The sequence below is a fragment of the Pseudomonas lalucatii genome, from assembly GCF_018398425.1.
GTDB classification, from domain to species: domain Bacteria; phylum Pseudomonadota; class Gammaproteobacteria; order Pseudomonadales; family Pseudomonadaceae; genus Aquipseudomonas; species Aquipseudomonas lalucatii.
Genome location: NZ_JADPMV010000001.1, coordinates 1,677,175 through 1,703,110, shown reverse-complemented (window position 1 = coordinate 1,703,110; position 25,936 = coordinate 1,677,175). Strand labels below are relative to the sequence as shown.

Annotated in this window: 21 protein-coding genes; 12 read left to right on the top strand and 9 right to left on the bottom strand. The window is 67.8% G+C overall.

What is annotated here, in order from left to right; genetic code table 11:
* Positions 1 to 4 precede the first annotated feature (4 nt).
* On the bottom strand, positions 5 to 808 hold the full coding sequence (locus tag I0D00_RS07705) for a SirB1 family protein (protein WP_213639149.1): 804 nt from the start codon (positions 806 to 808) through the stop codon (positions 5 to 7).
* Positions 809 to 997: 189 nt separating this feature from the next.
* On the opposite strand from I0D00_RS07705, the gene I0D00_RS07700 reads away from it, so the two are divergent.
* From I0D00_RS07700 to I0D00_RS07685, 4 genes are all read left to right on the top strand, one after another.
* Positions 998 to 2,020, top strand: coding sequence for a Leu/Phe/Val dehydrogenase (locus I0D00_RS07700; protein ID WP_213639148.1), 1,023 nt, complete (start codon positions 998 to 1,000; stop codon positions 2,018 to 2,020).
* 86 nt (positions 2,021 to 2,106) lie between these two features.
* Positions 2,107 to 3,198, top strand: coding sequence for a pyruvate dehydrogenase (acetyl-transferring) E1 component subunit alpha (gene pdhA / locus I0D00_RS07695; RefSeq protein WP_213639147.1), 1,092 nt, complete (start codon positions 2,107 to 2,109; stop codon positions 3,196 to 3,198).
* A complete protein-coding gene (locus tag I0D00_RS07690) occupies positions 3,191 to 4,177 on the top strand; it encodes an alpha-ketoacid dehydrogenase subunit beta (protein ID WP_213639146.1) in 987 nt (328 codons plus the stop codon). The genes pdhA and I0D00_RS07690 overlap by 8 nt, the downstream gene beginning before the upstream one ends.
* Positions 4,178 to 4,188: 11 nt before the next feature.
* On the top strand, positions 4,189 to 5,298 hold the full coding sequence (locus I0D00_RS07685; protein WP_213639145.1) for a dihydrolipoamide acetyltransferase family protein: 1,110 nt from the start codon (positions 4,189 to 4,191) through the stop codon (positions 5,296 to 5,298).
* A gap of 35 nt (positions 5,299 to 5,333) precedes the next feature.
* Here the strand turns inward: I0D00_RS07685 and I0D00_RS07680 are convergent, their stop codons facing one another.
* From I0D00_RS07680 to I0D00_RS07655, 6 genes are all read right to left on the bottom strand, one after another.
* Positions 5,334 to 6,197, bottom strand: coding sequence for a DMT family transporter (locus I0D00_RS07680; RefSeq protein WP_213639144.1), 864 nt, complete (start codon positions 6,195 to 6,197; stop codon positions 5,334 to 5,336).
* A 426-nt stretch (positions 6,198 to 6,623) separates the two neighbouring features.
* Complete coding sequence (locus I0D00_RS07675; RefSeq protein ID WP_213639143.1) at positions 6,624 to 7,967, bottom strand: TRAP transporter large permease; 1,344 nt, start codon at positions 7,965 to 7,967, stop codon at positions 6,624 to 6,626.
* Entirely contained in the window at positions 7,960 to 8,532 is a 573-nt protein-coding gene (locus I0D00_RS07670; protein WP_213639142.1) for a TRAP transporter small permease, read from the bottom strand. The genes I0D00_RS07675 and I0D00_RS07670 overlap by 8 nt, the downstream gene beginning before the upstream one ends.
* 166 nt (positions 8,533 to 8,698) lie before the next feature.
* The gene (locus tag I0D00_RS07665; protein WP_213639141.1) at positions 8,699 to 9,712 is read right to left on the bottom strand and encodes a TRAP transporter substrate-binding protein; all 1,014 of its coding nucleotides are present in this window, start codon (positions 9,710 to 9,712) and stop codon (positions 8,699 to 8,701) included.
* A gap of 318 nt (positions 9,713 to 10,030) precedes the next feature.
* The gene (locus I0D00_RS07660; RefSeq protein ID WP_213639140.1) at positions 10,031 to 11,758 is read right to left on the bottom strand and encodes a cobaltochelatase CobT-related protein; all 1,728 of its coding nucleotides are present in this window, start codon (positions 11,756 to 11,758) and stop codon (positions 10,031 to 10,033) included.
* Between the two features lie 20 nt (positions 11,759 to 11,778).
* Positions 11,779 to 12,759 carry an AAA family ATPase gene (locus I0D00_RS07655; RefSeq protein WP_213639139.1) on the bottom strand — a complete coding sequence of 327 codons (981 nt, stop codon included), beginning with the start codon at positions 12,757 to 12,759 and terminating at the stop codon, positions 11,779 to 11,781.
* 191 nt (positions 12,760 to 12,950) lie between these two features.
* On the opposite strand from I0D00_RS07655, the gene I0D00_RS07650 reads away from it, so the two are divergent.
* The gene (locus tag I0D00_RS07650) at positions 12,951 to 13,199 is read left to right on the top strand and encodes a hypothetical protein (RefSeq protein ID WP_213639138.1); all 249 of its coding nucleotides are present in this window, start codon (positions 12,951 to 12,953) and stop codon (positions 13,197 to 13,199) included.
* Positions 13,200 to 13,206: 7 nt separating this feature from the next.
* Here I0D00_RS07650 and I0D00_RS07645 read toward each other — a convergent pair whose 3' ends face one another.
* Positions 13,207 to 13,596, bottom strand: coding sequence for a DUF3461 family protein (locus tag I0D00_RS07645; RefSeq protein ID WP_213639137.1), 390 nt, complete (start codon positions 13,594 to 13,596; stop codon positions 13,207 to 13,209).
* Between the two features lie 386 nt (positions 13,597 to 13,982).
* On the opposite strand from I0D00_RS07645, the gene thiC reads away from it, so the two are divergent.
* The 7 genes from thiC (at position 13,983) to I0D00_RS07610 (ending at position 24,134) form a co-directional block, all read left to right on the top strand.
* Positions 13,983 to 15,905, top strand: a complete 1,923-nt coding sequence (thiC, locus tag I0D00_RS07640) for a phosphomethylpyrimidine synthase ThiC (protein ID WP_213639136.1) — start codon at positions 13,983 to 13,985, stop codon at positions 15,903 to 15,905.
* Between the two features lie 427 nt (positions 15,906 to 16,332).
* Complete coding sequence (locus I0D00_RS07635; protein WP_213639135.1) at positions 16,333 to 18,783, top strand: GcvT family protein; 2,451 nt, start codon at positions 16,333 to 16,335, stop codon at positions 18,781 to 18,783.
* 31 nt (positions 18,784 to 18,814) lie between these two features.
* Positions 18,815 to 19,567 (top strand): electron transfer flavoprotein subunit beta/FixA family protein, encoded by a 753-nt coding sequence (locus I0D00_RS07630; RefSeq protein WP_213639134.1) that lies wholly within the window; start codon positions 18,815 to 18,817, stop codon positions 19,565 to 19,567.
* 11 nt (positions 19,568 to 19,578) lie between these two features.
* On the top strand, positions 19,579 to 20,508 hold the full coding sequence (locus I0D00_RS07625; protein WP_213639133.1) for an electron transfer flavoprotein subunit alpha/FixB family protein: 930 nt from the start codon (positions 19,579 to 19,581) through the stop codon (positions 20,506 to 20,508).
* A 31-nt stretch (positions 20,509 to 20,539) separates the two neighbouring features.
* Positions 20,540 to 21,400 (top strand): formyltetrahydrofolate deformylase, encoded by an 861-nt coding sequence (purU, locus tag I0D00_RS07620; RefSeq protein ID WP_213639132.1) that lies wholly within the window; start codon positions 20,540 to 20,542, stop codon positions 21,398 to 21,400.
* An 18-nt stretch (positions 21,401 to 21,418) separates the two neighbouring features.
* A complete protein-coding gene (gene folD, locus I0D00_RS07615; protein ID WP_213639131.1) occupies positions 21,419 to 22,321 on the top strand; it encodes a bifunctional methylenetetrahydrofolate dehydrogenase/methenyltetrahydrofolate cyclohydrolase FolD in 903 nt (300 codons plus the stop codon).
* 178 nt (positions 22,322 to 22,499) lie between these two features.
* The gene (locus tag I0D00_RS07610; RefSeq protein WP_213640248.1) at positions 22,500 to 24,134 is read left to right on the top strand and encodes an electron transfer flavoprotein-ubiquinone oxidoreductase; all 1,635 of its coding nucleotides are present in this window, start codon (positions 22,500 to 22,502) and stop codon (positions 24,132 to 24,134) included.
* A gap of 335 nt (positions 24,135 to 24,469) precedes the next feature.
* Here the strand turns inward: I0D00_RS07610 and I0D00_RS07605 are convergent, their stop codons facing one another.
* Positions 24,470 to 25,852, bottom strand: a complete 1,383-nt coding sequence (locus I0D00_RS07605) for an L-serine ammonia-lyase (RefSeq protein ID WP_213639130.1) — start codon at positions 25,850 to 25,852, stop codon at positions 24,470 to 24,472.
* Between the last annotated feature and the right edge of the window lie 84 nt (positions 25,853 to 25,936).

Below are 25,936 nucleotides of genomic sequence, written 5' to 3'. Positions count from 1 at the left end.
GTGCTCAGTGCAGCGCCGGCGTGGTGCTCAGTCGGCGCAGGCGCTCGCCGAGCTGCAGGCGCTGGGCCGCATCGTCACACAACAGCAGGGCGCGCTGCAGGTCGAAGCGCTCGCCCTGGGGGCAGTCCAGCTGCCGGTACAGGTCGGCCCGGGCCAGGTGGTCGGCGAGGCTCGGCGCGCCCAGCTGCAGCACCCGCTCGGCGTCCTTCAGCGCGGCCAGGTAGTCCTGGGCCTGCAGGTGCAGCTGGCGCAGGTTGCGCGACAGGCGCTGCAGCATCGCGTGGGCATCGCAGCCCTGCAGGTGGCCGGCGTTGAGCTCGGCCCGGGCGCCGAACTGGTGCAGCAGCAGCTCGCGGCAGTCGCGGGGGTACAGGCGGCGGCCGCCGCAGGGGTCGAGCAGGTGATCGGCGCCCGGTACGCGCAGCAGAAAATGCCCGGGGAAGTTCACCCCCTGCAGGGGAATGGCCAGGCGCCGTGCCAGCTCCAGGGCGATCAGCGCCAGCGACAGCGGCTGGCCGCGGCGCCGGCGCAGCACCTGATGCAGCAGGGCGGCCCGCGGCGCTGGCGGCTGGGCCTCGTCTTCGTGGAAGTCCAGCTCGCCCAGGCGCCGCAGCAGTGGTTGGGCCAGCTCCCGGGCGGGCAGGCTGGGCAGGCCGGCGTCGACCTGCTGCTGCAGGCCGTGCAGTTCGCCCAGCACCTGCCGGGGTTGCAGCGTCGAATCGTGCTCGGCGGCGATCCACAACGCCGCCTCGAACAGGGCGGGCGGTTCGCGCTCGAGGCAGGCTAGGCAGGATTGGCGCGGGCTCATGCTCACCTCCGCTGATGACAGGGTTGTAGCCGGCCGCCGGCGCGGCGTCCAGCCCCGGGACGGTGGACTTATGTCGGCTCGGCCCGGCAGCGGCGGGGAGCGCGCCTATACTGGCGTTAACGAAGAGACTCGCAGGCGCCGGCACGCCGCGTCAGTGCCGTGCCGGCCCCGAGGCCAAGGAGCCACAGCATGTTCGCCATGATGGAAGCCTCCCGGCAGGAGGCGTTGCACTTCGCCCAGGACCCGGCGACCGGGCTCAAGGCGGTGATCGCCATCCACAGCACCCGTCTCGGCCCGGCGCTCGGCGGTTGCCGTTACCTGGCCTACCCCGACGAGCAGAGCGCGATCCACGACGCCATGCGCCTGGCCCAGAGCATGAGCTACAAGGCGGCCCTGGCCGGCCTGGAGCAGGGCGGCGGCAAGGCGGTGATCATGCGCCCGGCCCACGTGGCGAACCGCGGCGCGCTGTTCGAGGCCTTCGGCCGTTTCATCGAAACCCTCGGCGGACGCTACATCACCGCGGTGGACAGCGGCACCTCCAGCGCCGACATGGACTGCATCGCCCAGCACACCCGCCATGTCACCAGCACCTCCCGCGGTGGCGATCCTTCGCCGCACACGGCCATGGGCGTGTTCGCCGGGATTCGCGCCAGCGCCATGGCGCGCCTGGGCAGCAACGACCTGGAAGGGCTGCGGGTGGCGATCCAGGGCCTCGGCCATGTCGGCTACGCCCTGGCCGAGCAGCTGCATGCCGTCGGCGCCGAGCTGCTGGTCAGCGACCTGGATGCCGGCCGGGTGCAACTGGCGGTGGAGCAGCTGGGCGCCAAGGCGGTGCCCTGCGCAGACCTGCTCGCCACGCCCTGCGACATCCTCGCGCCCTGCGGCCTGGGTGGCATCCTCAATGCCGAGACGGTGGGGCAGCTGCACTGTGCGGTGGTGGCCGGGGCGGCCAACACCCAGCTGGCCGATCTGGCGGTCGCCGACAGCCTGCAGAACCGCGGCATCCTCTATGCGCCGGACTACGTGATCAACTCCGGCGGGCTGATCTACGTGGCGCTGCAGCACCGGGGCGAGAGCCTGACCACCATCACCGCGCACCTGACCAAGATCAGCGAGCGCCTGACCGAGATCTACGCCCACGCCCAGGCCGAGAAACGCTCGCCGGCGCGGGTCGCCGACAGCCTGGCCGAGCGCCTGCTGTACGGCCGCTGAGCGGCGCGGCAAGCGCCCTGCCGAAGCCCGCCGCGACGAGCCGCGGGGCGCGTTCAACCACCTACCCGGTGCCGAGGAGGTTTCGCATGCCTGAGAGTCTGAAACTGCCCTACACCCGCTACCTCGAGCCCGATGGCCGCCTGCTCGGCCGCCTGCCGGACTGGGCCGACGACTTCGACCTGCTGATTCGCCTGTACCGGCAGATGGTGCTGACCCGCCTGTTCGACCAGAAGGCCGTGGCCCTGCAGCGCACCGGACGCATCGGCACCTATGCGCCGACCGTCGGCCAGGAGGCCATAGGCGTGGCCATCGGCGCCCTGATGCGCGCCGACGACGTGCTGGTGCCCTACTACCGCGACACCGCGGCGCAGGTGATGCGCGGGGTGAAGATGGAGGAGATCCTGCTCTACTGGGGCGGCGACGAGCGCGGCAGCGCCTACGTCGACCCGGCCGTGGGCCAGGATTTCCCGCTGTGCGTGCCGATCGCCACCCAGGCCCTGCATGCCTGCGGCGTGGCCACGGCGATGAAGATCCGCGGCGAGCACCGCGTCGCCGTCACCACCTGCGGCGACGGCGCCACCAGCAAGGGCGACTTCCTCGAGGCGCTGAACGTCGCCGGTGCCTGGCAGCTGCCGGTGGTGTTCGTGGTCAACAACAACCAGTGGGCCATCTCGGTGCCGCGGCGCATCCAGTGCGGCGCCCCGACCCTGGCGCAGAAGGCCCTGGGCGCCGGCTTCCACGGCGAGCAGGTCGACGGCAACGACATCCTCGCCGTCTACGACCGCCTGCGCAGTGCCCTGGAGCGGACGCGCCAGGGCAAGGGGCCGGTGCTGCTGGAATGCCTCAGCTACCGCCTCGGCGACCACACCACGGCGGACGATGCCAGCCGCTACCGCAGCTCCGAGGAGGTCAAGCAGGCCTGGCAGGAGGAGCCGATCAAGCGCCTGCAGAGCTACCTGGCGGCCCAGGGCGTGTGGGACGAGCAGCGCGAGCAGGAACTGGTCGGCGAGTGCCAGGGCCGGGTGCAGCAGGCCGTGGCGGCCTTCGAGGCGGCGGGCGAGCAGGCCCCGGACACGGTCTTCGACTATGTCTACGCGCAGTGGCCGGCGGCCCTGGCCGAGCAGCGCGAGCAGTTCCGCGAGCGGGCCGCCCGCCGCGAGGAGAACCGCCATGAGTGAACGCAAGCTGAGCCTGCTGGAGGCGGTCAACCTGGCCCTGCACCGGGCCATGGCCGAGGACGACGACGTCGTGGTGCTCGGCGAGGACATCGGCGTCAACGGCGGGGTGTTCCGCGCCACCGCCGGCCTGCGTGAGGCCTTCGGCTTCAAGCGGGTGATCGACACGCCGCTGGCCGAGACGATGATCGCCGGCCTGGCCGTGGGCATGGCCGCCCAGGGCCTGAAACCGGTGATGGAGATCCAGTTCATGGGCTTCATCTACCCGGCCCTGGACCAGCTGGTGTCCCACGCCAGTCGCCTGCGCAACCGCACCCGCGGCCGCCTGACCTGCCCCATGGTGCTGCGCACGCCGATGGGCGCCGGCATCCGCGCCCCGGAACACCACAGCGAGAGCACCGAGGCGCTATTCGCCCATATTCCCGGCCTGCGCGTGGTCATGCCCTCGTCGCCGGCGCGGGCCTACGGCCTGCTGCTGGCGGCGATCGACGACCCCGACCCGGTGATCTTCCTTGAGCCGACCCGGCTGTACCGGATGAATCCTCAGGTGCTGGTCGACGACGGCAAGCGCCTGCCGCTGGACAGCTGCTTCACCCTGCGCGAGGGCGGCGACCTGACCCTGGTCAGCTGGGGCGCCAGCGTCCACGAGACCCTGCAGGCGGCCGCCCGCCTGGCCGAGCAGGGCATCGCCGCCGAGGTGATCGACGTCGCCTGCGTCAAGCCGCTGGACCTCGACACCCTGGAGGCCTCGGTGCGCAAGACCGGGCGCTGCGTGATCGTCCACGAGGCGCCGAAGAGCTGCGCGGTCGGCGCGGAGATCGCCGCCAGCCTCTACGAGCGGGCCCTGCTCGACCTGCAGGCGCCGATCCAGCGGGTCACCGCGCCGGACATCCCGCCGCCGCTGTATCGCCTGGAACAGCTCTACATCCCGGGCGTCGAGGACATCCTCGCGGCCTGCGACACCGTGCTGAACTACGCCTGAGGAGCGTCGCCATGAAGTATTTCAAGCTGCCCGACCTGGGCGAGGGCCTGCAGGAAGCCGAGATCGTCGAGTGGCACGTCAAGGCCGGCGACGCGGTGAAGACCGACCAGCTGCTGGTCTCGGTGGAAACCGCCAAGGCCATAGTCGACATCCCCGCGCCCTACGACGGCGTGGTGCTCAAGACCTTCGGCGCCGAGGGCGACATCCTCCACGTCGGCGAACCGTTGCTGGCCTACGAGGGCGAGGCCGACTCCGGCACCGTGGTCGGCCGCCTGGAGGGCGGCGGCGAGGCCCAGGACGACAGCTTCTTCGTCGGCGCCGCGCCCTCGACCCGCGAGCACCTGGCGCCGCGCGCCACCCCGGCGGTGCGCCAGCTGGCGCGCCAGCTGGGCGTCGACCTGAGCACCCTGAGCGGCAGCGGCAGTGACGGCCTGATCACCCGCGCCGACGTCGAGGCCGCCACCCAGAGCGCCCGCGACAGGTTCGGCGGCGAGAAGCTGCGCGGCGTGCGGCGCAGCATGGCGATCAACATGGCCCGCTCCCACGCCGAGGTGGTGCCGGTGGTCATAGTCGGCGACGCCGACCTGCATCGCTGGAAGCAGGCCCGCGACCCGCTGGTACGCCTGGCCCAGGCCATCGCCGTGGCCTGCCAGGCCGAGCCGGTGCTCAACAGCTGGTTCGACGGCAAGAACCTGTCGCTCAAGCAGCACCAGCAGCTCGACCTGGGCATCGCCGTGGACAGCCCCGAGGGCCTGTTCGTGCCGGTGCTGCGCAACGTCGGCGCGCGCAGCGCCGAGGACCTCAAGGCGGGGGCACAACGCCTGCGCGCCGACGTCAAGGCGCGCTCCATCCCGCCCCAGGAGATGATGGGCGCGACCCTGACCCTGTCCAACTTCGGCACCCTGTTCGGCCGCTACGCCAACCCCATCGTGGTGCCGCCGCAGGTGGCGATCATCGGCGCCGGCGGCATCCGCGACGAGCCGGTGGCGGTGAACGGCAAGGTGGTGGTGCATCCGATCCTGCCGCTGTCGCTGACCTTCGACCACCGCGCGGTCACCGGCGGCGAGGCGGCGCGCTTCCTCAAGGCGCTGGTGCAGGCCCTGGAGCAGGCCGAGGGCTGAGCGGGCGCGGCGTCTCGGCCGCCGCGCCCATGCCGCTACTGCCGCGGGGCGAAGCGGAACACCAGCAGCAGGCCGAGGAGGATCGCCAGCATGCCGCCCAGAGCGCTGGTCGACAGGCGATTGCCGAGAAACAGGTAGTCCATGGCCGCGGTGACCACCGGCACCAGGTAGAACAGGCTGGTGACGTTGACCAGGTTGCCGGCGCGAATCAGGCGATACAGCAGCAGCTGCGCGGCCACCGAAATGACCAGCGCCATCCACAGCAGCGGCACCAGGAAGTCCAGGGAGAACTGCACTTGCCAGGGCTGGAAGGGCAGCACCAGCACACAGGCCAGCAGGCTGACGCCGTACTGCAGTGGCAGCACGGCCAAGGGCGCCTGCTCCTGGCCTTTCTGGCGGATTGCCCCGAGGGTCATGCATGCCAGAGCCGCCAGGGCGAACAGCATGCCCTCACCGGACAGGCGACTGCGCTGCAGGCCCTCGTTCACCACCAGGCCTAGACCGCCCAGGGCCAGGCCCAGGCCGACCAGGCGCAGCGCGGCGAAGCGCCGTTCCAGCAGGGCCAGGGTGAGGATGGGTTGCACGCCTAGCACGGTGGCCAGTACCCCGGGAGTGAGCCCGCGGTCCAGGGCCAGCAGGTAGCAGATGGTGTAGCCGCCGATCATCAGCAGCCCGGTCAGCAGCGTTCGCCGGCGCTGGCCAGGCGCCGGCAGCCAGCGCCCGTGCAGGCTGGCGAGCAGCAGCAGGGCGGCGCAGGCGAGGGCGAAGCGCAGGACCAGGAAGGCGAAGGGCGAGGCATGATCCAGGCCCACGCGGGCGAAGATCGCCCCGCTGCCCCAGAGCAGGACGAACAGCAGGGTCGAGCCGCAAGCGGCCCAGGAGGTCTTGTCGAAAACCATGGTGAAGCACCTGTCGATAAGTCGCGACGAGCTCCGACGGGCGAGGCGCGCAGGCGCTCGCCGGCCGTCAGGCCAGGTTCGGAGCCGGTAAGGGAGCGGGTATCAGCCCGCTACGGCGAAGGCCGGGGGCGGCGGCGGAGTGCCGGCCCGGCGGACGCTGGGCGGCGAGACAGGTGGTGGCACGGCGCACGCGCGGACGGCTACGCGGCGGGTGGCGGCGTGGCGATCGAGGCGGAAAGGCGACGCGTGCGGGCTCATGGCGGAACCGTAGGGGAATGCGGCGAAACGAGGCCTAAAGCTAGCCAGTTGCACGACAGGGGTCAAGCTGTGCATGGCGGGCGTCGCCGCGTTGGCCGGCGCTAGCCGACGAAGGGACAGGCGGCTGCCGGGGCGCCTCGGCGCGCCCGGCAGGCCGCGGCGCGGGCGTCAGTACCCCAATAGGGCGGGCAGGGTCAGGCTGATCGCCGGCACGTAGGCGATGATCAGGGTGGCGATGGTCAGGATCGCCACGAAGGGCAGGGCCTTGTGCGAGATGTCCTCGATCGCCGTGCCGGAGATGCCGGAGGCGATGAACAGGTTCTCGCCCATCGGCGGGGTCATGAAGCCGATGCTCAGGCAGCAGATCAGCACGATGCCGAAGTGCACCGGGTCGATGCCCAGGCTGTAGGCGACCGGCAGTATCACCGGGGTGAGGATCATGATGGCCGCCAGGGTCTCCATGAACATGCCGACGAACAGCAGGAAGCCGATGATCAGGATCCAGATCAGGTAGATATTGTCGGTCAGGCTGAGCATGCCGTCGGCGACTATCGCCGGAATCTGGTTCTCCACCAGCAGGCGGCCGAACACCGTGGCGGTGAACAGTATCACCAGCACCCGCCCGGTGATCCAGGTGGTGGTCTCCAGCGACTTGAACAGTTCCGGCAGGTGCAGTTCGCGGTGGATGAACAGGCCGACGAACAGGGTGTAGAAGATCGCCACTATGGCCGACTCGGTGGGGGTGAACAGGCCGGTGTAGATGCCGCCGAGGATCACGAAGGGTGCGAGGATGGACCAGATGCCATCGCGCAGGGCCTTGCGGATCTTGCTCCAGGACCAGCCCTCGCCGCTGCCGGTGTAACCCAGTTTCTTGCAGCGGAAGTAGTTCATCACCAGCAGGCCGCCGGCCAGCATCAGCCCGGGGACCACGCCGGCGATGAACAGCTTGGGGATGGACACCGAGCCGAAGGCGCCGAACTTCTCCACCGCCTCGGGCGACGGCAGCAGGCCCATGGCCGAGATGCCGAAGATCACCATGGGGATGGACGGCGGGATGATGATGCCCAGGCCGCCGGAGGAGGCGGTGACCGCCGAGGCGTAGCCCTTGGCATAACCGCGCTTGACCATGGCCGGGATCATCAGCATGCCCACCGCCGCGGTGGTCGCCGGGCCCGAGCCGGAGATGGCGCCGAAGAACAGGCAGGCCATCACCGCGGAGGCGGAGATGCCGCCGGTGATCGGCCCGGCGCAGCTTTCTGCCAGGGTCACCAGGCGTTTCGAGATGCCCGCCGCCTCCATCAGCGCGCCGGCGAGAATGAAGGCCGGCAGCGCCATCAGCGGGAAGGAGCCCACCGAGGTGAAGGCGATCTGCACGAACTTGATCGGGTTCTCGCCCAGGTAGAGGAACGAGGCCAGCGCCGAGACCGCCAGGGAGATGCTGATCGGCGTGCCGATCAGCAGCAGCAGGATGAAGGAGCCGAAGAGGATGTAGACAATATTGGTATCAACCATGGACTCGCTCCCGGAATTGCTTGCCGTCGTTCTGCGCGGAGTCGTGGATGATCTTGTCCAGCTCCTCGGTTTCCGGGTCGCGGATGTCGATGCCCTTGACCAGCTTGTAGTAGTTGACCTGGAGCACGCGCAGGGCCATCAGGCTGAAGGCGATGGGCAGGACCAGATACAGGTACTTCATCGGGATGCCCAGGGTCTGGGACTTCCAGAACAGGTTGGCCTTGGTGAAGAAGAGAATGCTGAGGTAGACGAAGTAGCCGTTGAAGGCGACCCAGATCAGGTCGGAGAAGGCCTCCAGGCCGGTTGCCAGCTTGCGCGGCATGAACTTGAACTGGAAGGTGACGCGGTTGTGGGCGGCCAGCTTGGCGGCGTAGCTGGCGCCGAAGAAGGCGAACCAGACGAACATGTAGGTGACCAGCTCCTCGGTCCAGGAGATCGAGTGGTTGAACAGGTTGCGGCTGAGGATCTGGGCAAACAGGATGACCACGAACAGTGCCAGCAGGGTGCGGCAGATGTAGTTTTCCAGGTTGTCGATGATCTTGAACAGGGTACTGGCCGGTTTCATGGTGGGCCTCCCGAAGCGCTGCGCCCAGGCCGGGACACAGCGTTTCATCGCGTGGAACGAGGCGCCAGGCGTGGCCGGATGGCGGGCTGGCGGCGCTGGGTGGACAACGCCGGGGGGACGACCTCCCGGCGCTCGTACAGTGGGCCCTGGGCCCTCGCGCTGGGGACTAGAGCGGGTCGCGACCCATGGCTTGCAAGGCCTTGTTCAGGTTGTCCTTGCCGAGCTGGTCGACGTACTTGGGCCAGACCTGAGCCACGGCGCGGTCGATCCACTCCTTCTCGCCGTTGGCCGGGTCGGCGATGACCATGCCCTTGGCGGTCAGCTCCTTCTTGATCTTCTCTTCCTCGGCCACCAGGAACTGGGCGCTATGCTCGGTGGCGGCCTTGCCGGCGGCGAGAATGGCCTGCTGCACATCGGCCGGCTGCTCCTGGAACACCGACTCGCTGATGATCAGGGGCTCGATGGAGAACAGGTAGCGGATGTTCGTAATGTACTTCTGCACCTCGTCGAACTTCATCGCCGACACGGTGATATAGGGGTTGTCCTGCCCGTCGACCACCTTGAGCTGCAGGCCGGTGAAGGTTTCCGCCCAGGCCATGGGCGTCGGGTTGATGCCCCAGGCGCGGTAGGTGTCGATCATGATCTCGTTCTTCGGCACGCGGATCTGCAGGCCTTCCAGGTCGGCCAGGGTGGTCACCGGGCGCTTGGAGTTGGTCAGCACGCGGAAGCCCGAGTAGGCCCAGCCGATGATGCGCACACCGGCGTCGCGCACGGTGTTGTCGGTCAGGTTCTGGCCGATCTCGCTCTGGGTCAGGGTCACCGCATCGTCCAGGCTCTGGATCATGTAGGGCAGGGTCAGTACGCCGACCGAGGGCGAGAAGGGGGTGACGTTGTTGATGGCCAGGATGGAGAAGTCCAGGGTGCCCATGGCGGCGTTGCTGACGGTGTCCTCCTCGCTGCCCAGCTGGCTGTTGGGGAACAGCTTGGCCTCGTGCTTGCCGCCGGTGCGGGCCTTGAACTCCTCGGCGAACTTGACGCCCAGCTCGTACTGGGTGCCGCCGACATTGTCGCCGATGGCCATGCGGAAGGTCTTGGCCTGGGCCAGGGTGCTGCTCAGGGCGGTGGCCGTGAGGCACAGGGCCAGGCCGAGGGTGCGGGTGAAGTGCTTGCTGGGTGTCATAACTGCGTACTCCGTTGTAGTTGTTGTTGGCTACGAAAGTGCAGGATGGGGCCATGTCGCCGAGCCGGTGGCTCCGTAGCGGCTCGGGCAGTGCCCTCCAGGGGAGTGTCTCAAGGTGAGGTCGGTGGCGTTGTGCTCTGGGCGACGCTCGTCTCGCTGGAAACTCCAGGTCGCCTCCCTTCGACAGGTCCAATAGTCCCCCCAGGCTACCGAGCTGTTTAGGGCCACATTCACGGCGTTTCTGGAGCCAGTGTGGCGGGCGGACGAAAGCCGATGCAAGCGCTCTGGAACGCCCGTTAGCGTCGCCGCGGCGCCGCATCAGCGGCGCCGCGCCAGCAGCTGCAGCACCTCGTCGAACACCGCGTTGTCCAGGCTGCGCGACAGGTCCAGTTCCAGGCTGTGGCGATAGTAGGCGCTCAGGTCCAGGCCGACGCCCAGGGCGTACAGCTCGATGCGGCCCTCCTGCTCGATCTGCTGCGTCACCTGCTTGAGGTGCAGGTCGAGGATGTCCTGGGCGTTGGCCTGGTGGGTGGCGCTGTCCATCGGACAGCCGTCGCTGACGACGATCAGCAGGCGTCGTCGCGCCTCGCGCTGCAGCAGGCGCTGGCGCGCCCAGAGCAGCGCCTCGCCGTCGATGCCCTCGCGGAACAGGTCGGACTTGAGCAGCGCGGCGATGTGCGGCCGGGCGCGGCGCCAGGAGGTCTCGGCGTCCTTGTAGACCAGGTGGCTGAGCTCGTTCAGGCGCCCCGGCTCGGCCGGCTGGCCCAGGCCGCGCCAGCGCTTGAGGGGGCGCCCGCCGTTCCACTGGCCGGTGGTGAAGCCGAGGATCTCGCTGCGCGCCCCGGCCAGCTCCAGGGCGCGGGCGAGCGCGTCGGCGAGCAGGGCGATGTGCTCGATGTGGTTGCGCATGGAGCCGGAGTTGTCGATCAGCAGGCTGACCAGACAATCGCTGTGCGGTCGCTCGCGTTCGTGGCGGAAGATGTCGCGTTGCTCGGGGCTGACGATCAGGCGGCTGAGGCGGCCGCTGTCGATCTGTCCGTCGGTCTGGGCGAAGGCCCAGCCATCGCGGCGCGGCGCGGCCAGCAGGGCGCCCAGGCGCTTGCCCAGGCGCGGCAGGTTGAGGCCCTGGCCGGCCAGGCGACGGTCCAGGCGCAGGCGCAGCTCGTGCAGCAGCTCGGGGCGCACCAGGCTGGCGGCGCTGCGTTCGCGATCGTAGTCGCGGCTGAACACCCGGTAGGCGAAGCTCTCGGCGCCGTCGCGCGGATTGCCCGCGCCGACCCCGCCGCTGCTGCCGTCGCCCTCGCCGTCGTGCTCGACGTCCAGCAGCAGGGCGAAGGCCAGGTGGGTCTTCTCGGCGACCTCCGAGACCTTGCGCTCGTCGTTGCCGAGCAGTTCGGCATCCAGCTGCTCGAGCAGTTCCTGCACCTTGGCGGCAATGCTCAGCGCCTGCTCGGCGAATGCCGCCTGGTCATGGCGACAGCGGCGCAGCAGGCCGAAGGCCGCGCCGAAGTGGCCGAGCAGGCTCAGCCTGGGGGCCTCGATGAGCATTTCCATCTGTTCGCTGGCGCGCCCGCCGCACAGCAGCATCCAGCTCATCTGCGCCAGGGTGAAGAGCAGCAGGCCGACGTGGCCCTCGGTCTGTCCCGAGTCGAGGAACTGCTGGCTCCACTGCTCGAAGCGCCGCAGAAGGTTGCGCCGCACCCCTGGATGGCAGTCGGCCACCAGCGATTCCACGCGCAGCTGCTCGAGCAGCTCGAACACCAGGCGCTCGACCGGCTGCGCCGGCAGCGTCTGGCGCAGCTGCTCCGGATCGCTGTGTTGCAGGCGCAGCGCCAGGCTGTCGGCGACCCCGCGCCAGGCCGGGAACTCATCGCGCTCGGGGTCCGGGTGCAGGTGCGGGGCGCGCACCGGTACATGGCGGCCGCGGACCTCCAGGCGTCCGCCGCGGTAGCGCAGGCGCGCCTCGCCGGACAGCGCCCGCAGCGTCGCCGCGCAGAGTTCCTCGAGTTGTTGCTGGCGCTTCTCGCGGCGTGGCGGCTGGCTCATGGGGCGGCTCCTGTGCGGGGTCAGGCCAGGGCGAGGCGGGGCAGCGCCGACTCGCCCAGCTCGTGATCGAAACAGCGCTGGTAGTACTCGGCGACCAGCGGCCGCTCGGCTTCGTCGCACTTGTTGAGGAACGACAGGCGGAAGGCCTGCGCCGGGTCGCCGAAGATCTCCAGGTTTTCCGCCCAGGAGATCACGCAGCGCGGCGACATCAGGGTCGACAGGTCGCCGGCGGCGAAGCCCTGGCGGGTCAGGCCGGCCACCGCCACCATCGACTCGAGCAGCGCCTGGCCGTGGCGGGCGAGCAGGTGCGGCACCCGCCCGGCGACTATGGCGACCTCCTCGGCCGGGGGCAGGTAGTTGAGGGTGGCGACTATGTTCCAGCGGTCCAGCTGCGCCTGGTTGAGCACCTGGGTGCCGTTGTACAGGCCGTTGAGGTTGCCCAGGCCGACGGTGTTGGCGGTGGCGAACAGGCGGAAGTAGGGGTGCGGATGGATCAGCTGGTTCTGGTCGAGCAGGTTGAGCTTGCCGCCCTGCTCGAGGATGCGCTGGATCACGAACATCACGTCCGGGCGACCGGCATCGTACTCGTCGAAGATCAGCGCCGTGGGCCGGCGCAGCGCCCAGGGCAGGATGCCCTCCTGGAACTCGGTGACCTGCAGGCCGTCGCGCAGGACGATGCCGTCCTTGCCGATCAGGTCCAGGCGGCTGATGTGACCGTCCAGGTTGACCCGCACGCAGGGCCAGTTGAGCCGCGCGGCGACCTGCTCGATATGGGTCGACTTGCCGCTGCCGTGCAGGCCCTGGAGCAGCACCCGGCGATTGCGGGTGAAGCCGGCGAGGATGGCCAGGGTCACTTCCGGGTTGAAGCGGTAGGCCGGGTCGATCTCCGGCACCTGCTCGCTGCGGTTGAGGAAGACCGGCACGCGCAGGCTCGAGTCGATGCCGAACAGCTCGCGGGCGGGCACCAGGCGGCTGGCGGGTTCGATATTCAGGTCGGTCATGGGATGTCGCCTCTGGGCCGGGAGATGAGCATCGATTCTAGGGAGGCGGTACGGCCGCGAGAGGGACCAGTTGCCGGCACGCGATGCGGCCAGTACCGCCCTGGCGCTACGCCCGGGGCACAACTGGCTCTATGGTCCGGGGCGCTGGCGGCTAAGGATGGGGCCAGATTATTTCACCGGAGGTCGACGCGATGGCAACGCACACCCTGACGATCGAGCTGGACCCGCAGTTGCAGGAGCTGTTTCGTCGCTACGAGGCGCACACGCGGATCACCGCGCAACTGTATGTCGGCGAACTGCTGGCCAAGACCCGGCCGACCCTGCAGGCGGTGGTCGAGGCCCTGGACGAGGCTGCCGGCGACTCCGAGGCCCTGGCCCAGCTGTTCGGTCGCAAGATGGCCAGCCTGATGCAGCAGCAGGCCGAGCCGGCCGGCGCCTGAGGGCGCCTCAGTGCAGGCGCTCGATCTTCTCGCGGATCTCGGCGAGCTTGGCCTCGACCACCTTCTCCAGGTGCTGCAGGTCCTGCAGCAGCTCCTGCTTGGGTGACAGGGCATGCTCGCTGCTGCCGGTCAGCTGCTTGAGCTCGTCCAGGGCCTTCTGCAGCATCGGGCTGCAATCGCTTAGCTGCTGCCAGGCCTGGCTGTGACGGCTCTGCCCGGGAATGGCCTGGCGCGGGCGGGCGAAGGTGAACTTCTGGCTGTGCGGACGCAGCGAGGTGGTGGGGCGCAGGTAGTAGATCTTGAGCACGTCGCGGTCGTGCTCGCGGCGCAGGCTGAAGCGGGAGATGAGTTCGAAGGAGCTGATGCCCATTTCCTTGAGGGTGGCGAATTCGGTCATGCGGGTCTCTCGTCTGTGGTTCTGTTGGGTTGTCGGGCTCCTGTGGCGCATAGACGGCAGACCGCCGCGTCGGCCAGGGGCGGGCGCGGGGAGGTCTGGCGGGATTGTTATTGTTTTTCGACCCTCGGCTGCGTGCGCCGTCGCGAGGCGGCAGGTGGGCCGGGGTGAGGAGGCCTCTCTCGTCGAGCGAGAGGTACGCGCAGTTTAGTCGGCGTAGACCGCCGGCCAAGGACCAGCCCCGCGTGGCCGATGGGGCCAGTGCCGGCCGTCGCCGGGCTGGATCGGTGGCTTGGCGGCCACTGGCTCTGGGGCTCGGCTGCGCCCCCGGTTAAGGTTTTCCTTTGATTTACGCAGCGTCCTTCTTTTGTTTTATTCAGGAGTCCTCCATGAGTCAGAGTTCCGCGCCGCTGAGCCGCAAGAGCCCGGTTTTGAGTGAGTCGGCCCAGGTCGACCAGCAGTCGATCCAGCCCTTCCCCCGTTCGCGGAAGATCTACGTGCAGGGTTCGCGCCCGGACATCCGCGTGCCGATGCGCGAGATCAGCCTGGACGTCACCCCCACCGAGTTTTCTGTGGGAGAGGGGGGCGGCGAGGTCAACGCGCCGGTGCTGGTCTACGACACCTCCGGCCCCTACACCGACCCGAGCGTGACCATCGACGTGCGCCAGGGCCTGGCCGACGTGCGCAGCGCCTGGATCGAGGACCGCGGCGACACCGAGCTGCTCGCCGGCCTGAGCTCCAGCTTCGGCCAGGAGCGCCTGGCCAACCCCGAACTGACCGCCATGCGCTTCGCCCACGTGCGCAACCCGCGCCGCGCCAAGCCCGGCCAGAACGTCAGCCAGATGCACTACGCGCGCCAGGGCATCATCACCCCGGAGATGGAATACGTCGCCATCCGCGAGAACCTCAAGCTGCAGGAGGCCCGCGCCGCCGGCCTGCTGGACCAGCAGCACGCCGGTCACAGCTTCGGCGCCAGCATTCCCAAGGAAATCACCGCCGAGTTCGTCCGCGAGGAGATCGCCCGCGGTCGCGCCATCATCCCGGCGAACATCAACCACGTGGAGCTGGAGCCGATGATCATCGGCCGCAACTTCCTGGTGAAGATCAACGGCAACATCGGCAACTCGGCGCTGGGTTCCTCCATCGAGGAAGAAGTGGCCAAGCTGACCTGGGGCATCCGCTGGGGCTCGGACACCGTGATGGACCTGTCCACCGGCAAGCACATCCACGAGACCCGCGAGTGGATCATCCGCAACTCGCCGGTGCCGATCGGCACGGTGCCGATCTACCAGGCCCTGGAGAAGGTCGGCGGGGTGGCCGAGGACCTGACCTGGGAGCTGTTCCGCGACACCCTGATCGAGCAGGCCGAGCAGGGCGTGGACTACTTCACCATCCACGCCGGGGTGTTGCTGCGCTATGTGCCCATGACCGCCAAGCGGGTCACCGGCATCGTCAGCCGTGGCGGCTCGATCATGGCCAAGTGGTGCCTGGCGCACCACAAGGAGAACTTCCTCTACACCCACTTCGAGGAAATCTGCCAGATCATGAAGGCCTACGATGTGTCCTTCTCGCTGGGCGACGGCCTGCGTCCGGGCTCCATCGCCGACGCCAACGACGAGGCGCAGTTCGGCGAGCTGGAGACCCTCGGCGAGCTGACCAAGATCGCCTGGAAGCACGACGTCCAGGTGATGATCGAGGGCCCCGGCCACGTGCCGATGCAGCTGATCAAGGAGAACATGGACAAGCAGCTGGAGTGCTGCGACGAGGCGCCGTTCTACACCCTCGGCCCGCTGACCACCGACATCGCCCCGGGCTACGACCACATCACCTCGGGCATCGGCGCGGCGATGATCGGTTGGTTCGGCTGCGCCATGCTCTGCTACGTTACCCCCAAGGAGCACCTGGGGCTGCCGAACAAGGACGACGTCAAGACGGGCATCATCACCTACAAGATCGCCGCCCATGCCGCCGACCTTGCCAAGGGCCACCCGGGGGCGCAAATTCGCGATAACGCCCTGAGCAAGGCGCGCTTCGAGTTCCGCTGGGAGGACCAGTTCAACCTGGGCCTGGACCCGGACACGGCGCGCAGCTACCACGACGAGACGCTGCCGAAGGACTCGGCCAAGGTGGCGCACTTCTGCTCCATGTGCGGGCCGAAGTTCTGCTCGATGAAGATCACCCAGGAAGTGCGGGTCTATGCTGAAGAGCAACGCATCGCCGCCCTGGACCTGGATGCAGAGGTCGAGCAGGGCATGCAGGCCAAGGCCGAGGAGTTCAAGGCGCAGGGCGCGCAGCTCTATCACAAGGTGTGACGGGGCTGCGGCGATGAACGGGTAGGGAGAGAGCGGGCCGAACGGCCCGTTTTTTTATGCCTGAAATTCGCCTCGGTCCCGCGGTCTGCCTGCCGTCTCCCGGCCTGCGCGGGGCCCTCACGGGCTGAAGCTCTCGGCGCCTTGACGGCCATAGAAGCGAATGCCATCTGCTTATTTCAGTTTAGTGAAAAAATAATATAGTTTTTCATTGATCTATTTTTTTATTGTGTATAGCATCATTTTTACCCGGAGCTGATCTCGTAATGTTCACTGCTCTGGCAAGAGCTCTGCTTGGGGTGGTGCGCGGGTTGTCCAGGCAGATCGATCTAGGCGGGTGCGGATTCGCCGGGGCGGCTTCGCGCGCCGGGGTCGATGTACATCCGCCTGCGCATTGCGAACCGGCCATCAAGAATAAAAGAGAGGGTTTATGAGCAGCTCAATGCCGAATCAGGCGCAAGTGGTGATCGTGGGTGGCGGCGTGATCGGCTGCAGTCTGGCCTACCACCTGACCAAACTGGGCATGCGCGATGTCGTGCTGCTCGAGCGCAAGACCCTGACCAGCGGAACCACCTGGCACGCCGCCGGCCTGGTCCCGACCCTGCGCGCCAACTACACCATGTCCATGCTGGCCAACTACAGCGCCAGCCTCTACGAGCAGCTGGAGGCCGAGACCGGCCAGGCCACCGGTTTCGTGCGCAACGGTTCCCTGACCATCGCCACCAACAAGGAGCGTCTGGCGGAGATCAAGCGCGGTGCCTCGATGGCCAAGGTGGCGGGTTTTCCCTGCAACCTGATCGGCCCGCAGCAGGCGCTGGAGCTCTGGCCGCTGCTGAACATCGACGACGTGATCGGCGCCATCCACCTGCCGATGGATGGCATGACCAGCCCGGTCGACACCACCCAGGCGCTGGCCAGGGGCGCACGGATGGGCGGCGCGAGGATCTTCGAGAATACCCGCGTGCTGGACCTCAAGACCCGCGATGGCCGCGCCGTCGGGGTGGTCACCGAGCAGGGCGATATCGACGCCGAGTACGTGGTCAACTGCGCCGGCATGTGGGCCCGCGAGTTCGGCCGCAAGGCCGGGGTCAACGTGCCGCTGCACGCGGCGGAACACTACTATGTGGTGACCGAAAGCATCCCCGAGCTGCAGGCCGGCCTGGCCACGCTGCGCGACATGGACGGCTTCAACTACTACAAGCCGGATGCCGGCAAGCTGCTGATCGGCACCTTCGAGCCCAACGCCAAGCCCTGGGGGATGGAGGGCATCCCGGAGAGCTTCTGCTTCGACGAACTGCCGACCGATTTCGAGCACCTGGAACCCTACCTGGAGTCGGCGATGCACCGCCTGCCGGTACTCGAGCGCACCGGCCTGCAGGTGTTCTTCAATGGTCCCGAATCCTTCACCCCGGATGACCGCTACCACATCGGCGAGGCGCCTGAGCTGAAGAACTACTTCGTCGCGGCCGGCTTCAACTCGGTGGGCATCCAGTCCGCCGGCGGTGCCGGCAAGATGCTCGCCGAGTGGATTCACAAGGGCCATGCGCCGCGCGATCTGTGGGGCGTGGACATCCGCCGGAACATGCCGTTCCAGGGCACCCAGCGTTACCTGTACGAGCGCACCACCGAGTCCCTGGGGTTGCTGTACGAGACCCATTACCCGTTCAAGCAGTTCAAGACCGCCCGCGGCGTGCGCCGCTCCGTGCTGCATGAACAGCTCAAGGCCCAGGGCGCCTGCTTCGGCGTCGAGAACGGCTGGGAGCGGGCGAACTGGTTCGCCGGCGAGGGGCAGAAGGCGGAGTATGAATACTCCTTCGGGCGGCAGAACTGGTTTGCCAACAATGCCCTGGAGCACGCCTGCGTGCGCAACGCGGTCGGCGTGATCGACCAGAGCTCCTTCTCCAAGTACCAGGTCGAGGGGGCCGACGCCGAGGCCTTCCTCAACCGTATCTGCGCCAACAACGTCGCGGTCGCGGTGGGGCGGATGGTCTACACCCAGTGGCTGAACGAGCGCGGCGGCATCGAGGCCGATGTCACCGTGACCCGCCTGGCCGCCGAGCGCTTCCTGGTGGTCTCCGGCGTGGCCTGCCAGAACCGCGACCTCGACTGGCTCAAGCGCAACAAGCCCGAGGACGCCCGGGTGGTGATCACCGACATGACCTCGGCCTATGCGGTGGTCACGGTGATGGGCCCGAGTTCCCGCGAGACGCTGAGCAAGCTGACCGAAGCCGACCTGTCCCACGAGGGCTTCCCGTTCGCCACATCGCGGGAGATCGACCTGAACTATGCGGTGGTGCGCGCCTCGCGCATCACCTACGTCGGCGAGTTGGGCTGGGAACTGTATATCCCCACCGAATACGCCCCGAGCGTCTATGAGGCGGTGCTGGCCGCGGGCCAGGAGTTCGGCATTCGCCCCTACGGCTACCACACCATGAACTCGTTGCGCATGGAGAAGGGCTACCGCCACTGGGGCCACGACATCACCGACGAAGACACGCCGCTCGAGGCCGGGCTGGGCTTTGCCGTGGACTTCAACAAGGCCGGCGGCTTTATCGGCAAGGAGGCGCTGCTGGCGCAGAAGGCCAAGGGCACTCCGAGCAAGCGCTTCGTGGCCTTCCTGTTCGAGGACCCCGAGCCGCTCTGCTACCACGAGGAGCCGATCTACGCCGATGGCGAGATCGTCGGCCGCACCACGGCGGGGATGTTCGGCCACACCCTGGGCACCACCATCGCCATGGGCTATGTCGAGCATGCTCCGGGCGTGAGCAAGGAGTGGCTGGAGAACACCCAGTTCGAGATCGAGGTGGAGTGCGTGCGCTACAAGGTGCAGCCGTCGCTGCGGCCCTTCTACGATCCGACTAACGAACGCATCAAGTGTTGATTGATTAGGCATTCAAGCAGGAGAACAGCGCATGAAGATCTTGGTAGGCGTGAAGCGGGTTATCGACCACAACGTAAAGGTGCGAGTCAAACCGGACGGCTCGGGCGTGGACTTGGACAACGCCAAGATGGCGATCAACCCGTTCGACGAAATCGCCGTGGAGGCGGCGATCCGGCTCAAGGAAGCCGGGGTCGCCAGCGAGGTGGTGGCGGTGTCCATCGGCCCGGAGAAGGCTCAGGAAACCTTGCGCCAGACCCTGGCGATGGGCGTCGATCGGGCGATTCTCATCCCCTACGACGGCATCACCGAACCGCTGTCGGTGGCCAAGACCCTGCAGGCGCTGGTGGCCAGGGAGTCGGCGCAACTGGTGATGCTCGGCAAGCAGGCGATCGACGACGACTGCAACCAGGCCGGGCAGATGCTGGCGGCACTGCTGGACTGGCCGCAAGGCACCTTCGCCTCGGGCCTGAAGCTGGCCGACGGCAAGATCGAAGTGATGCGTGAGGTCGACGGCGGCCTGGAGACCCTGGCCCTCGATCTGCCGGCGGTGGTCAGCGTCGATCTGCGCCTGAACGAGCCGCGCTTCGCCTCGTTGCCGGCGATCATGAAAGCCAAGAAGAAGCCCCTGGAGCAGGTCACTGCGCAGGAGCTGGGTGTCGACCTGACGCCGCGCCTGGAGCTGCTCTCGGCGACCGAGCCGCCGGTGCGGCAGGCGGGTGGGGTATTGGTAGCGACTGCCGCCGAGCTGGTGGCCAAACTGAAAACCGAAGCGGCAGTGCTCTGAGGAGTCGAAGAATGTCCAGTCTGGTAATTGTCGAACATGACAACGCCGCCATCGCGGCTGCAACCTTCAACACCCTCGGCGCTGCGCAGCAGATCGGTGGTGACATCGACCTGCTGGTGATGGGGCACGGCTGCGCTGGCGTCAGTCAGGCGGCCGCGGCCATCGCCGGGGTGCGCCGGGTGATCAGCGTCGAGGCCGAGTACCTCAAGCAGCCGGTGGCCGAAGACATGGCGCCGCTGGTGCGCGAATATGCCGAGGGCTACAGCCACCTGCTGGCCCCGGCCAACAGCTTCGGCAAGAACCTGATGCCGCGGGTCGCCGCTCTGCTGGACGTGGCGCAGCTCTCCGATATCAGCGCGGTGATCGATGCCGAGACGTTCGAGCGGCCGATCTACGCCGGCAACGTCCTGGCCACCTACCGCAGTCGCGAGGCGATCAAGGTGATCACCGTACGCAGCACCAAGTTCGAGCCGGTGGCCGCCACCGGTGGCGCCGCCGAACAGCTGAGCCGACCGGCACCGGCACCCCGGCAGGGTGCCGTGGTGCTCAGCCGCACCGAGGCCAAGTCCGAGGGGCCCGAACTGGCGACGGCGCGCGTGGTGATTTCCGGTGGACGTGGCATGGGCAGTGGTGCAAGTTTCGCCCTGCTCGAGGCGGTCGCCGACAAGATCGGCGCCGCGGTCGGTGCTTCGCGCGCCGCAGTGGACGCCGGTTTCGCCGCGAACGACCTGCAGGTCGGCCAGACCGGTAAAGTGGTGGCCCCCGAGCTGTATATCGCCGTGGGCATTTCCGGGGCGATCCAGCACCTGGCGGGCATGAAAGACTCCAAGCTGATCGTGGCGATCAACAAGGATGCCGACGCGCCGATCTTCCAGGTGGCCGATTACGGTATCGTCGGCGATCTGTTCGAGGTCCTGCCGCAGCTCGAAGCGGCGCTCTAATTCAACCCGTGCGAGTCAGAAGAGAATCGAAATGAAGAACAAACCCTCATATATCCTCAAGGTTTCCTGCCCGGGGCGTGTCGGCATCGTCGCCGCCATCGGCAACTTCATGGCCGACCGGGGCTGTTTCATCAAGGAACTGCACCAGTACGACGACCTGGATTCCGGTCGCTTCTTCTCCACCATCCAGTTCGTCTTCGAGGGCGAGCGCACCTTCAGCGTCGAACAGCTGAAGGCGGCCTTCGAGGTCACGGCGCTGCGTTTCGAGATGGACTGGGAGATTCACGACGCCTCCGAGCGCGCCAAGGTGCTGATCATGGTGTCGAAGTACGATCACTGCCTGCGCGACCTGCTCTACCGCCGGGCGACCGGCGAGCTGCCGATCGACATCACCGCCATCGTGTCCAATCACCAAGACCTGCGGGCGATGGCCGAGCACGAAGGCATCGAGTACATCCACCTGCCGGTGACCAAGGAAACCAAGCCGGAGCAGGAAGCCCGCCTGCTGGAGATCATCGACAGCACCGGCACCGAGCTGGTGGTGCTGGCGCGCTACATGCAGGTGTTGTCCGACGAACTGAGCCAGAAGCTGGCCGGCCGCTGCATTAATATTCACCACTCCTTCCTGCCGGGCTTCAAGGGCGCCAAGCCCTATTACCAGGCCTACGACCGCGGCGTGAAGCTGATCGGGGCGACGGCGCACTACGTCACCGGCGACCTCGACGAGGGGCCGATCATCGAGCAGATGGTCGATCGAGTGAATCACTCGCATGATGCGTTGCATCTGACCCAGATTGGGCGGGATATGGAAGCCCAGGCGCTGGCCCGGGCGGTGAAGTATCACGTATCCCACCGCGTGTTCCTGAACGGGCTGCGCACCGTCGTTTTCTGAGACCGAGGACTTGCACCGATGAGCGATCTGGCAACCGAAATCCACCAGGCTGTACCCGCGGCAGAGCTAATCGACGGCAAGGCCTTCGCGGCGCAGCTGCGTGGCGAAGTGGCCGAGGGTGCGGCCGGCTTTAGCCGCGACACCGGGCGCCAGCCGGGTCTGGCGGTGGTCCTGGTCGGCAACGACCCGGCCAGTCAGGTCTATGTGCGCACCAAGATGCGCCAGGCCGCGGAGGTGGGTATCGCCTCCTTTCCCCATCTGCTGGACGCCAACACCGGCGAGGCCGAGTTGCTGGCCCTGATCGACTCGCTCAACCACGATGACAGTGTCGATGGGATCCTGGTGCAGCTGCCGCTGCCGGCCGGAATCAGCGAGGCCGCGGTGATCGAGGCGATAGCGCCGGCCAAGGATGTCGACGGTTTCCATCCCTACAACGTCGGACGCCTGAGTGCCGGGCAGCCGGTAATGGTGCCTTGCACGCCCCTGGGCTGCCTGCTGCTGTTGCAGGATCGCCTGGGCGACCTCTCCGGTCTCAAGGCGGTGGTGGTCGGGCGCTCCAATATCGTCGGCAAGCCGATGGCGCAATTGCTGCTCAACGCCAACTGCACGGTCACCACGGTGCACTCGCGCAGCCGCAACATGGCCGAGGAGTGCCGTCAGGCCGACATCCTGGTGGTGGCCGTCGGTCGTCCGGGACTGGTCGGGGTCGAGCACATCAAGCCGGGCGCCACGGTGCTGGATGTGGGCATCAACCGCGTCGAGGACGAGCAGGGGCAGTCGCGCCTGGTCGGCGATGTCGACTTTGCCGCGGCCTCACGGGTGGCCGGCGCCCTGACGCCGGTGCCCGGCGGCATCGGGCCGATGACGGTGGCTTGCCTGTTGCGCAACACGCTGACCGCCGCCCGGCAGCGCACCCGCTAACGATTCGCCTTCGGCGTCCGAGGCTGTAACAGCCACGCCGCTGCGCGTCATGACGCGCAGCGGCGGCCTGCCCCTGCGCCCGGTTTTTCTCGAGCCCGAGTCAATCCGCTAGCCGGACCGGTCCCGGCTACCTACAACAATAAGGAAACCTTTCGTGAGCCAGACTGCGCGTGAATCCATGGAGTTCGATGTTGTCATCGTCGGTGCCGGCCCATCGGGTCTGGCCGCCGCCTGCAGGCTGATGCAGCAGGCCCAGGCGGCGGGGCAGGAGCTGAGTGTCTGTGTGGTCGAGAAGGGCTCGGAGGTCGGCGCCCATATCCTCTCCGGGGCGATCCTGGAAACCCGTGCGCTGGATGAGCTGTTCCCCGACTGGGCCGAGCGCGGCGCGCCCCTGCACACCCCGGTGGTGCAGGACAGGATCCTGCTGCTGCGCGACCAGCGGCGCGCCCTGCAGCTGCCCGACTGGATGGTGCCGAAAAGCCTGCACAACGCCGGCAACTACATCATCAGCCTGGGCAACCTCTGTCGCTGGCTGGCCGAGCAGGCCGAAGCCCTGGGCGTGGAGATTTTCCCCGGCTTCGCGGCGAGCGAAGTGCTCTATCGCGAGGATGGCTCGGTCAAGGGCATCGCCACCGGCGACATGGGCGTCGGCCGCGACGGTGAGGCCAGCGACGGCTTCATGCCGGGCATGGAACTGCATGCCAAGTACACCCTGTTCGCCGAGGGCTGCCGCGGGCACCTGGGCAAGACGCTGTACCAGCGCTTCGCCCTGGATGCCGACGCCGACAGCCAGCACTACGGGCTGGGGATCAAGGAGCTGTGGGACATCGAGCCGGGCCAGCACCGCCCCGGCCTGGTCCTGCATGGCACCGGCTGGCCGCTCAGCGACGGCACCTCGGGCGGTTTCTTTCTCTACCATGGCGACAACCATCAGGTGGTGGTCGGCCTGATCGTCGACCTCAATTACTCGAACCCGCACGTCAGCCCCTTCGATGAGTTCCAGCGGCTCAAGCACCACCCGGCGCTGGCCCAGTACCTGGCGGGCGGCAAGCGCGTGGCCTATGGCGCGCGGGCCATCGCCAAGGGCGGTTTCAATGCCCTGCCGAAGATGACCTTCCCGGGCGGGCTGCTGATCGGCTGCAACGCCGGTACCCTGAACTTCGCCAAGATCAAGGGCACCCATACGGCGATGAAGTCGGGAATGCTGGCCGCCGAAGTGGTGTTCGAGGCGCTGTGCCGGGGCGACGGCGGTGGCAACGAGCTGTCGGCCTACGGCGAACGCTTCGAGGCCTCCTGGCTGCATGAGGAGTTGTACCGCAGCCGCAACTTCGGTCCGGCGCTGCACAAGTTCGGCCCGCTGCTCGGGGGCGCCTTCAACTTCATCGACCAGAACCTGTTCGGCGGCAAACTGCCGATTCGCCTGCGTGACAATGTGCCAGACCATGCCCAGATGAAGCAGGCGGCGCTGTGTCCGCGGATCGTCTACCCGAAGCCGGATGGCGTGCTGAGTTTCGACAAGCTGTCCTCGGTGTTCCTTTCCAACACCAACCACGTCGAGGACCAGCCCTGCCATTTGCAGCTGCTGGACCCGGAAGTGCCGCTGCAGCACAACCTGCCGCGATTCAACGAACCGGCCCAGCGTTACTGCCCGGCGGGGGTCTACGAGGTGATCGAGGAGGAGGCCGGCAAGCGCTTGCAGATCAACGCGCAGAACTGCCTGCACTGCAAGACCTGCGACATCAAGGACCCGGCCCAGAACATTCGCTGGGTGGCCCCGGAGGGCGGCGGCGGTCCCAGCTACCCGAACATGTGAGGATTCTCCGTGCTGCCGGCTCATGCGCCCGCGGGTGCGCTGGGGGGCTGGCAGCTTTGCAGGCGGCACTTTCCTGAAGGCACGAACCCGGCTCGTGCTTTTTTTTTTTGCATGTGCGTGGACCGCCGCGCCGGCCCTGGCGGCAGGTCATGGCACGGGGGAGTCCTGGCGCACGGCGCTACGCGCGCAGGGCCGAGGTGCTCGGCTGGTCGGGTGGGGTCGGGGCAGGCTGCATTGCGCTGGCGGCTTTGTCGAGCGCCGCCCGGAAGCGGCGCGGCGGGGGGCAGGGGGGAATGGGCGGCCTCCGTGCCACCCCGAGCCGGGGTCTGGGCCGATCAGCACTCGATGACGTTGACCGCGAGACCGCCGCGGGAGGTCTCCTTGTACTTGTCGAGCATGTCCCTGCCGGTGTCGCGCATCGTCTTGATCACCTTGTCCAGGGAGACGAAGTGATGGCCGTCGCCCCGCAGGGCCATGGACGCGGCATTGATGGCCTTCATGGCGGCCATGGCGTTGCGCTCGATGCAGGGCACCTGTACCAGTCCGCCAACCGGGTCGCAGGTCAGGCCGAGGTTGTGCTCCATGCCGATCTCGGCGGCATTCTCCACCTGCTGCGGCGTGGCCCCGACGGCTTCGGCCAGGCCCGCCGCGGCCATGGCGCAGGCCGAGCCGACTTCGCCCTGACAGCCCACCTCGGCGCCGGAGATCGAGGCCTTGGCCTTGAACAGGAAGCCGATCGCCGAGGCCGCGAGAAAGAAGCGGATCACCCCCTCCTCGTCGGCGTTCGGGCAGAAGTTCACGTAGTAGTGCAACACGGCCGGAATGATCCCGGCGGCGCCATTGGTCGGAGCGGTGACGATACGCCCACCGGCGGCGTTCTCTTCATTCACCGCCAGGGCATACAGGTTGACCCAGTCCATCGCGCCGAGGGACGGGGTGATCAGGTCCATGCGCGTGCGGTTCTGCAGGTCGCGGTGCCAGGCGGCGGCGCGGCGCTTGACCTTCAGCCCACCGGGGAGGATGCCTTCATTCTTAATACCCTGCCCGACGCAGTCCTGCATGACCTGCCAGAGCCCGAGGATCTCGCGGCGGATCTGCGCTTCGCTGCGCCACAGCTTCTCGTTCTCCAGGGTGATCTCGGCGATCGACAGGCCTGTCTCCTGACAGATCCGCAGCAATTCATCCGCCGACCTGTAGTCGTGCACCAATGCGACTGTCTCAGCCTGGATGACGCCGGCGCCGACGGTGTCTTCGCCGACGATGAAGCCACCGCCGACCGAGTAGTAGGTTTTCTGGCACAGCTCGTCGCCGGTCTGATCGAACGCCGTACAAATCATGCCGTTGGGGTGAAAGGGCAGGGATTCCGTGCGGTGGAAGACCAGGTCGTGCTCGGCCTGGAAGGCGATCTCGTGGGTACCCAGGAGTAACAGGCGCTCGCGCGCATGAATGGCCTCGGCGCGAGGCCCCATGATCTGCGGGTCGACCAGATCGGGGGCGTGCCCCTCCAGCCCGAGCAGCACCGCCGCGCCGCTGCCGTGGCCTTTGCCGGTGGCGCCGAGCGAGCCGTAGAGTACGGTGCGCACGCGCGCCACGCGGTCGAGGAGCGCGTCGTTCTGCAGCCGTTGGGCGAACATCTGCGCCGCGCGCATCGGCCCCACGGTATGGGAGCTCGAGGGCCCTATACCCACTTTGAACAGATCGAACAGACTGATTGCCATGTGCCGGCCTCCGGTAGGGGCATTGGGGGAGGGCGAGCGGATGTCCTTGCCCGGCCTCCATGCGGATCGCGACGTTCGCGGACC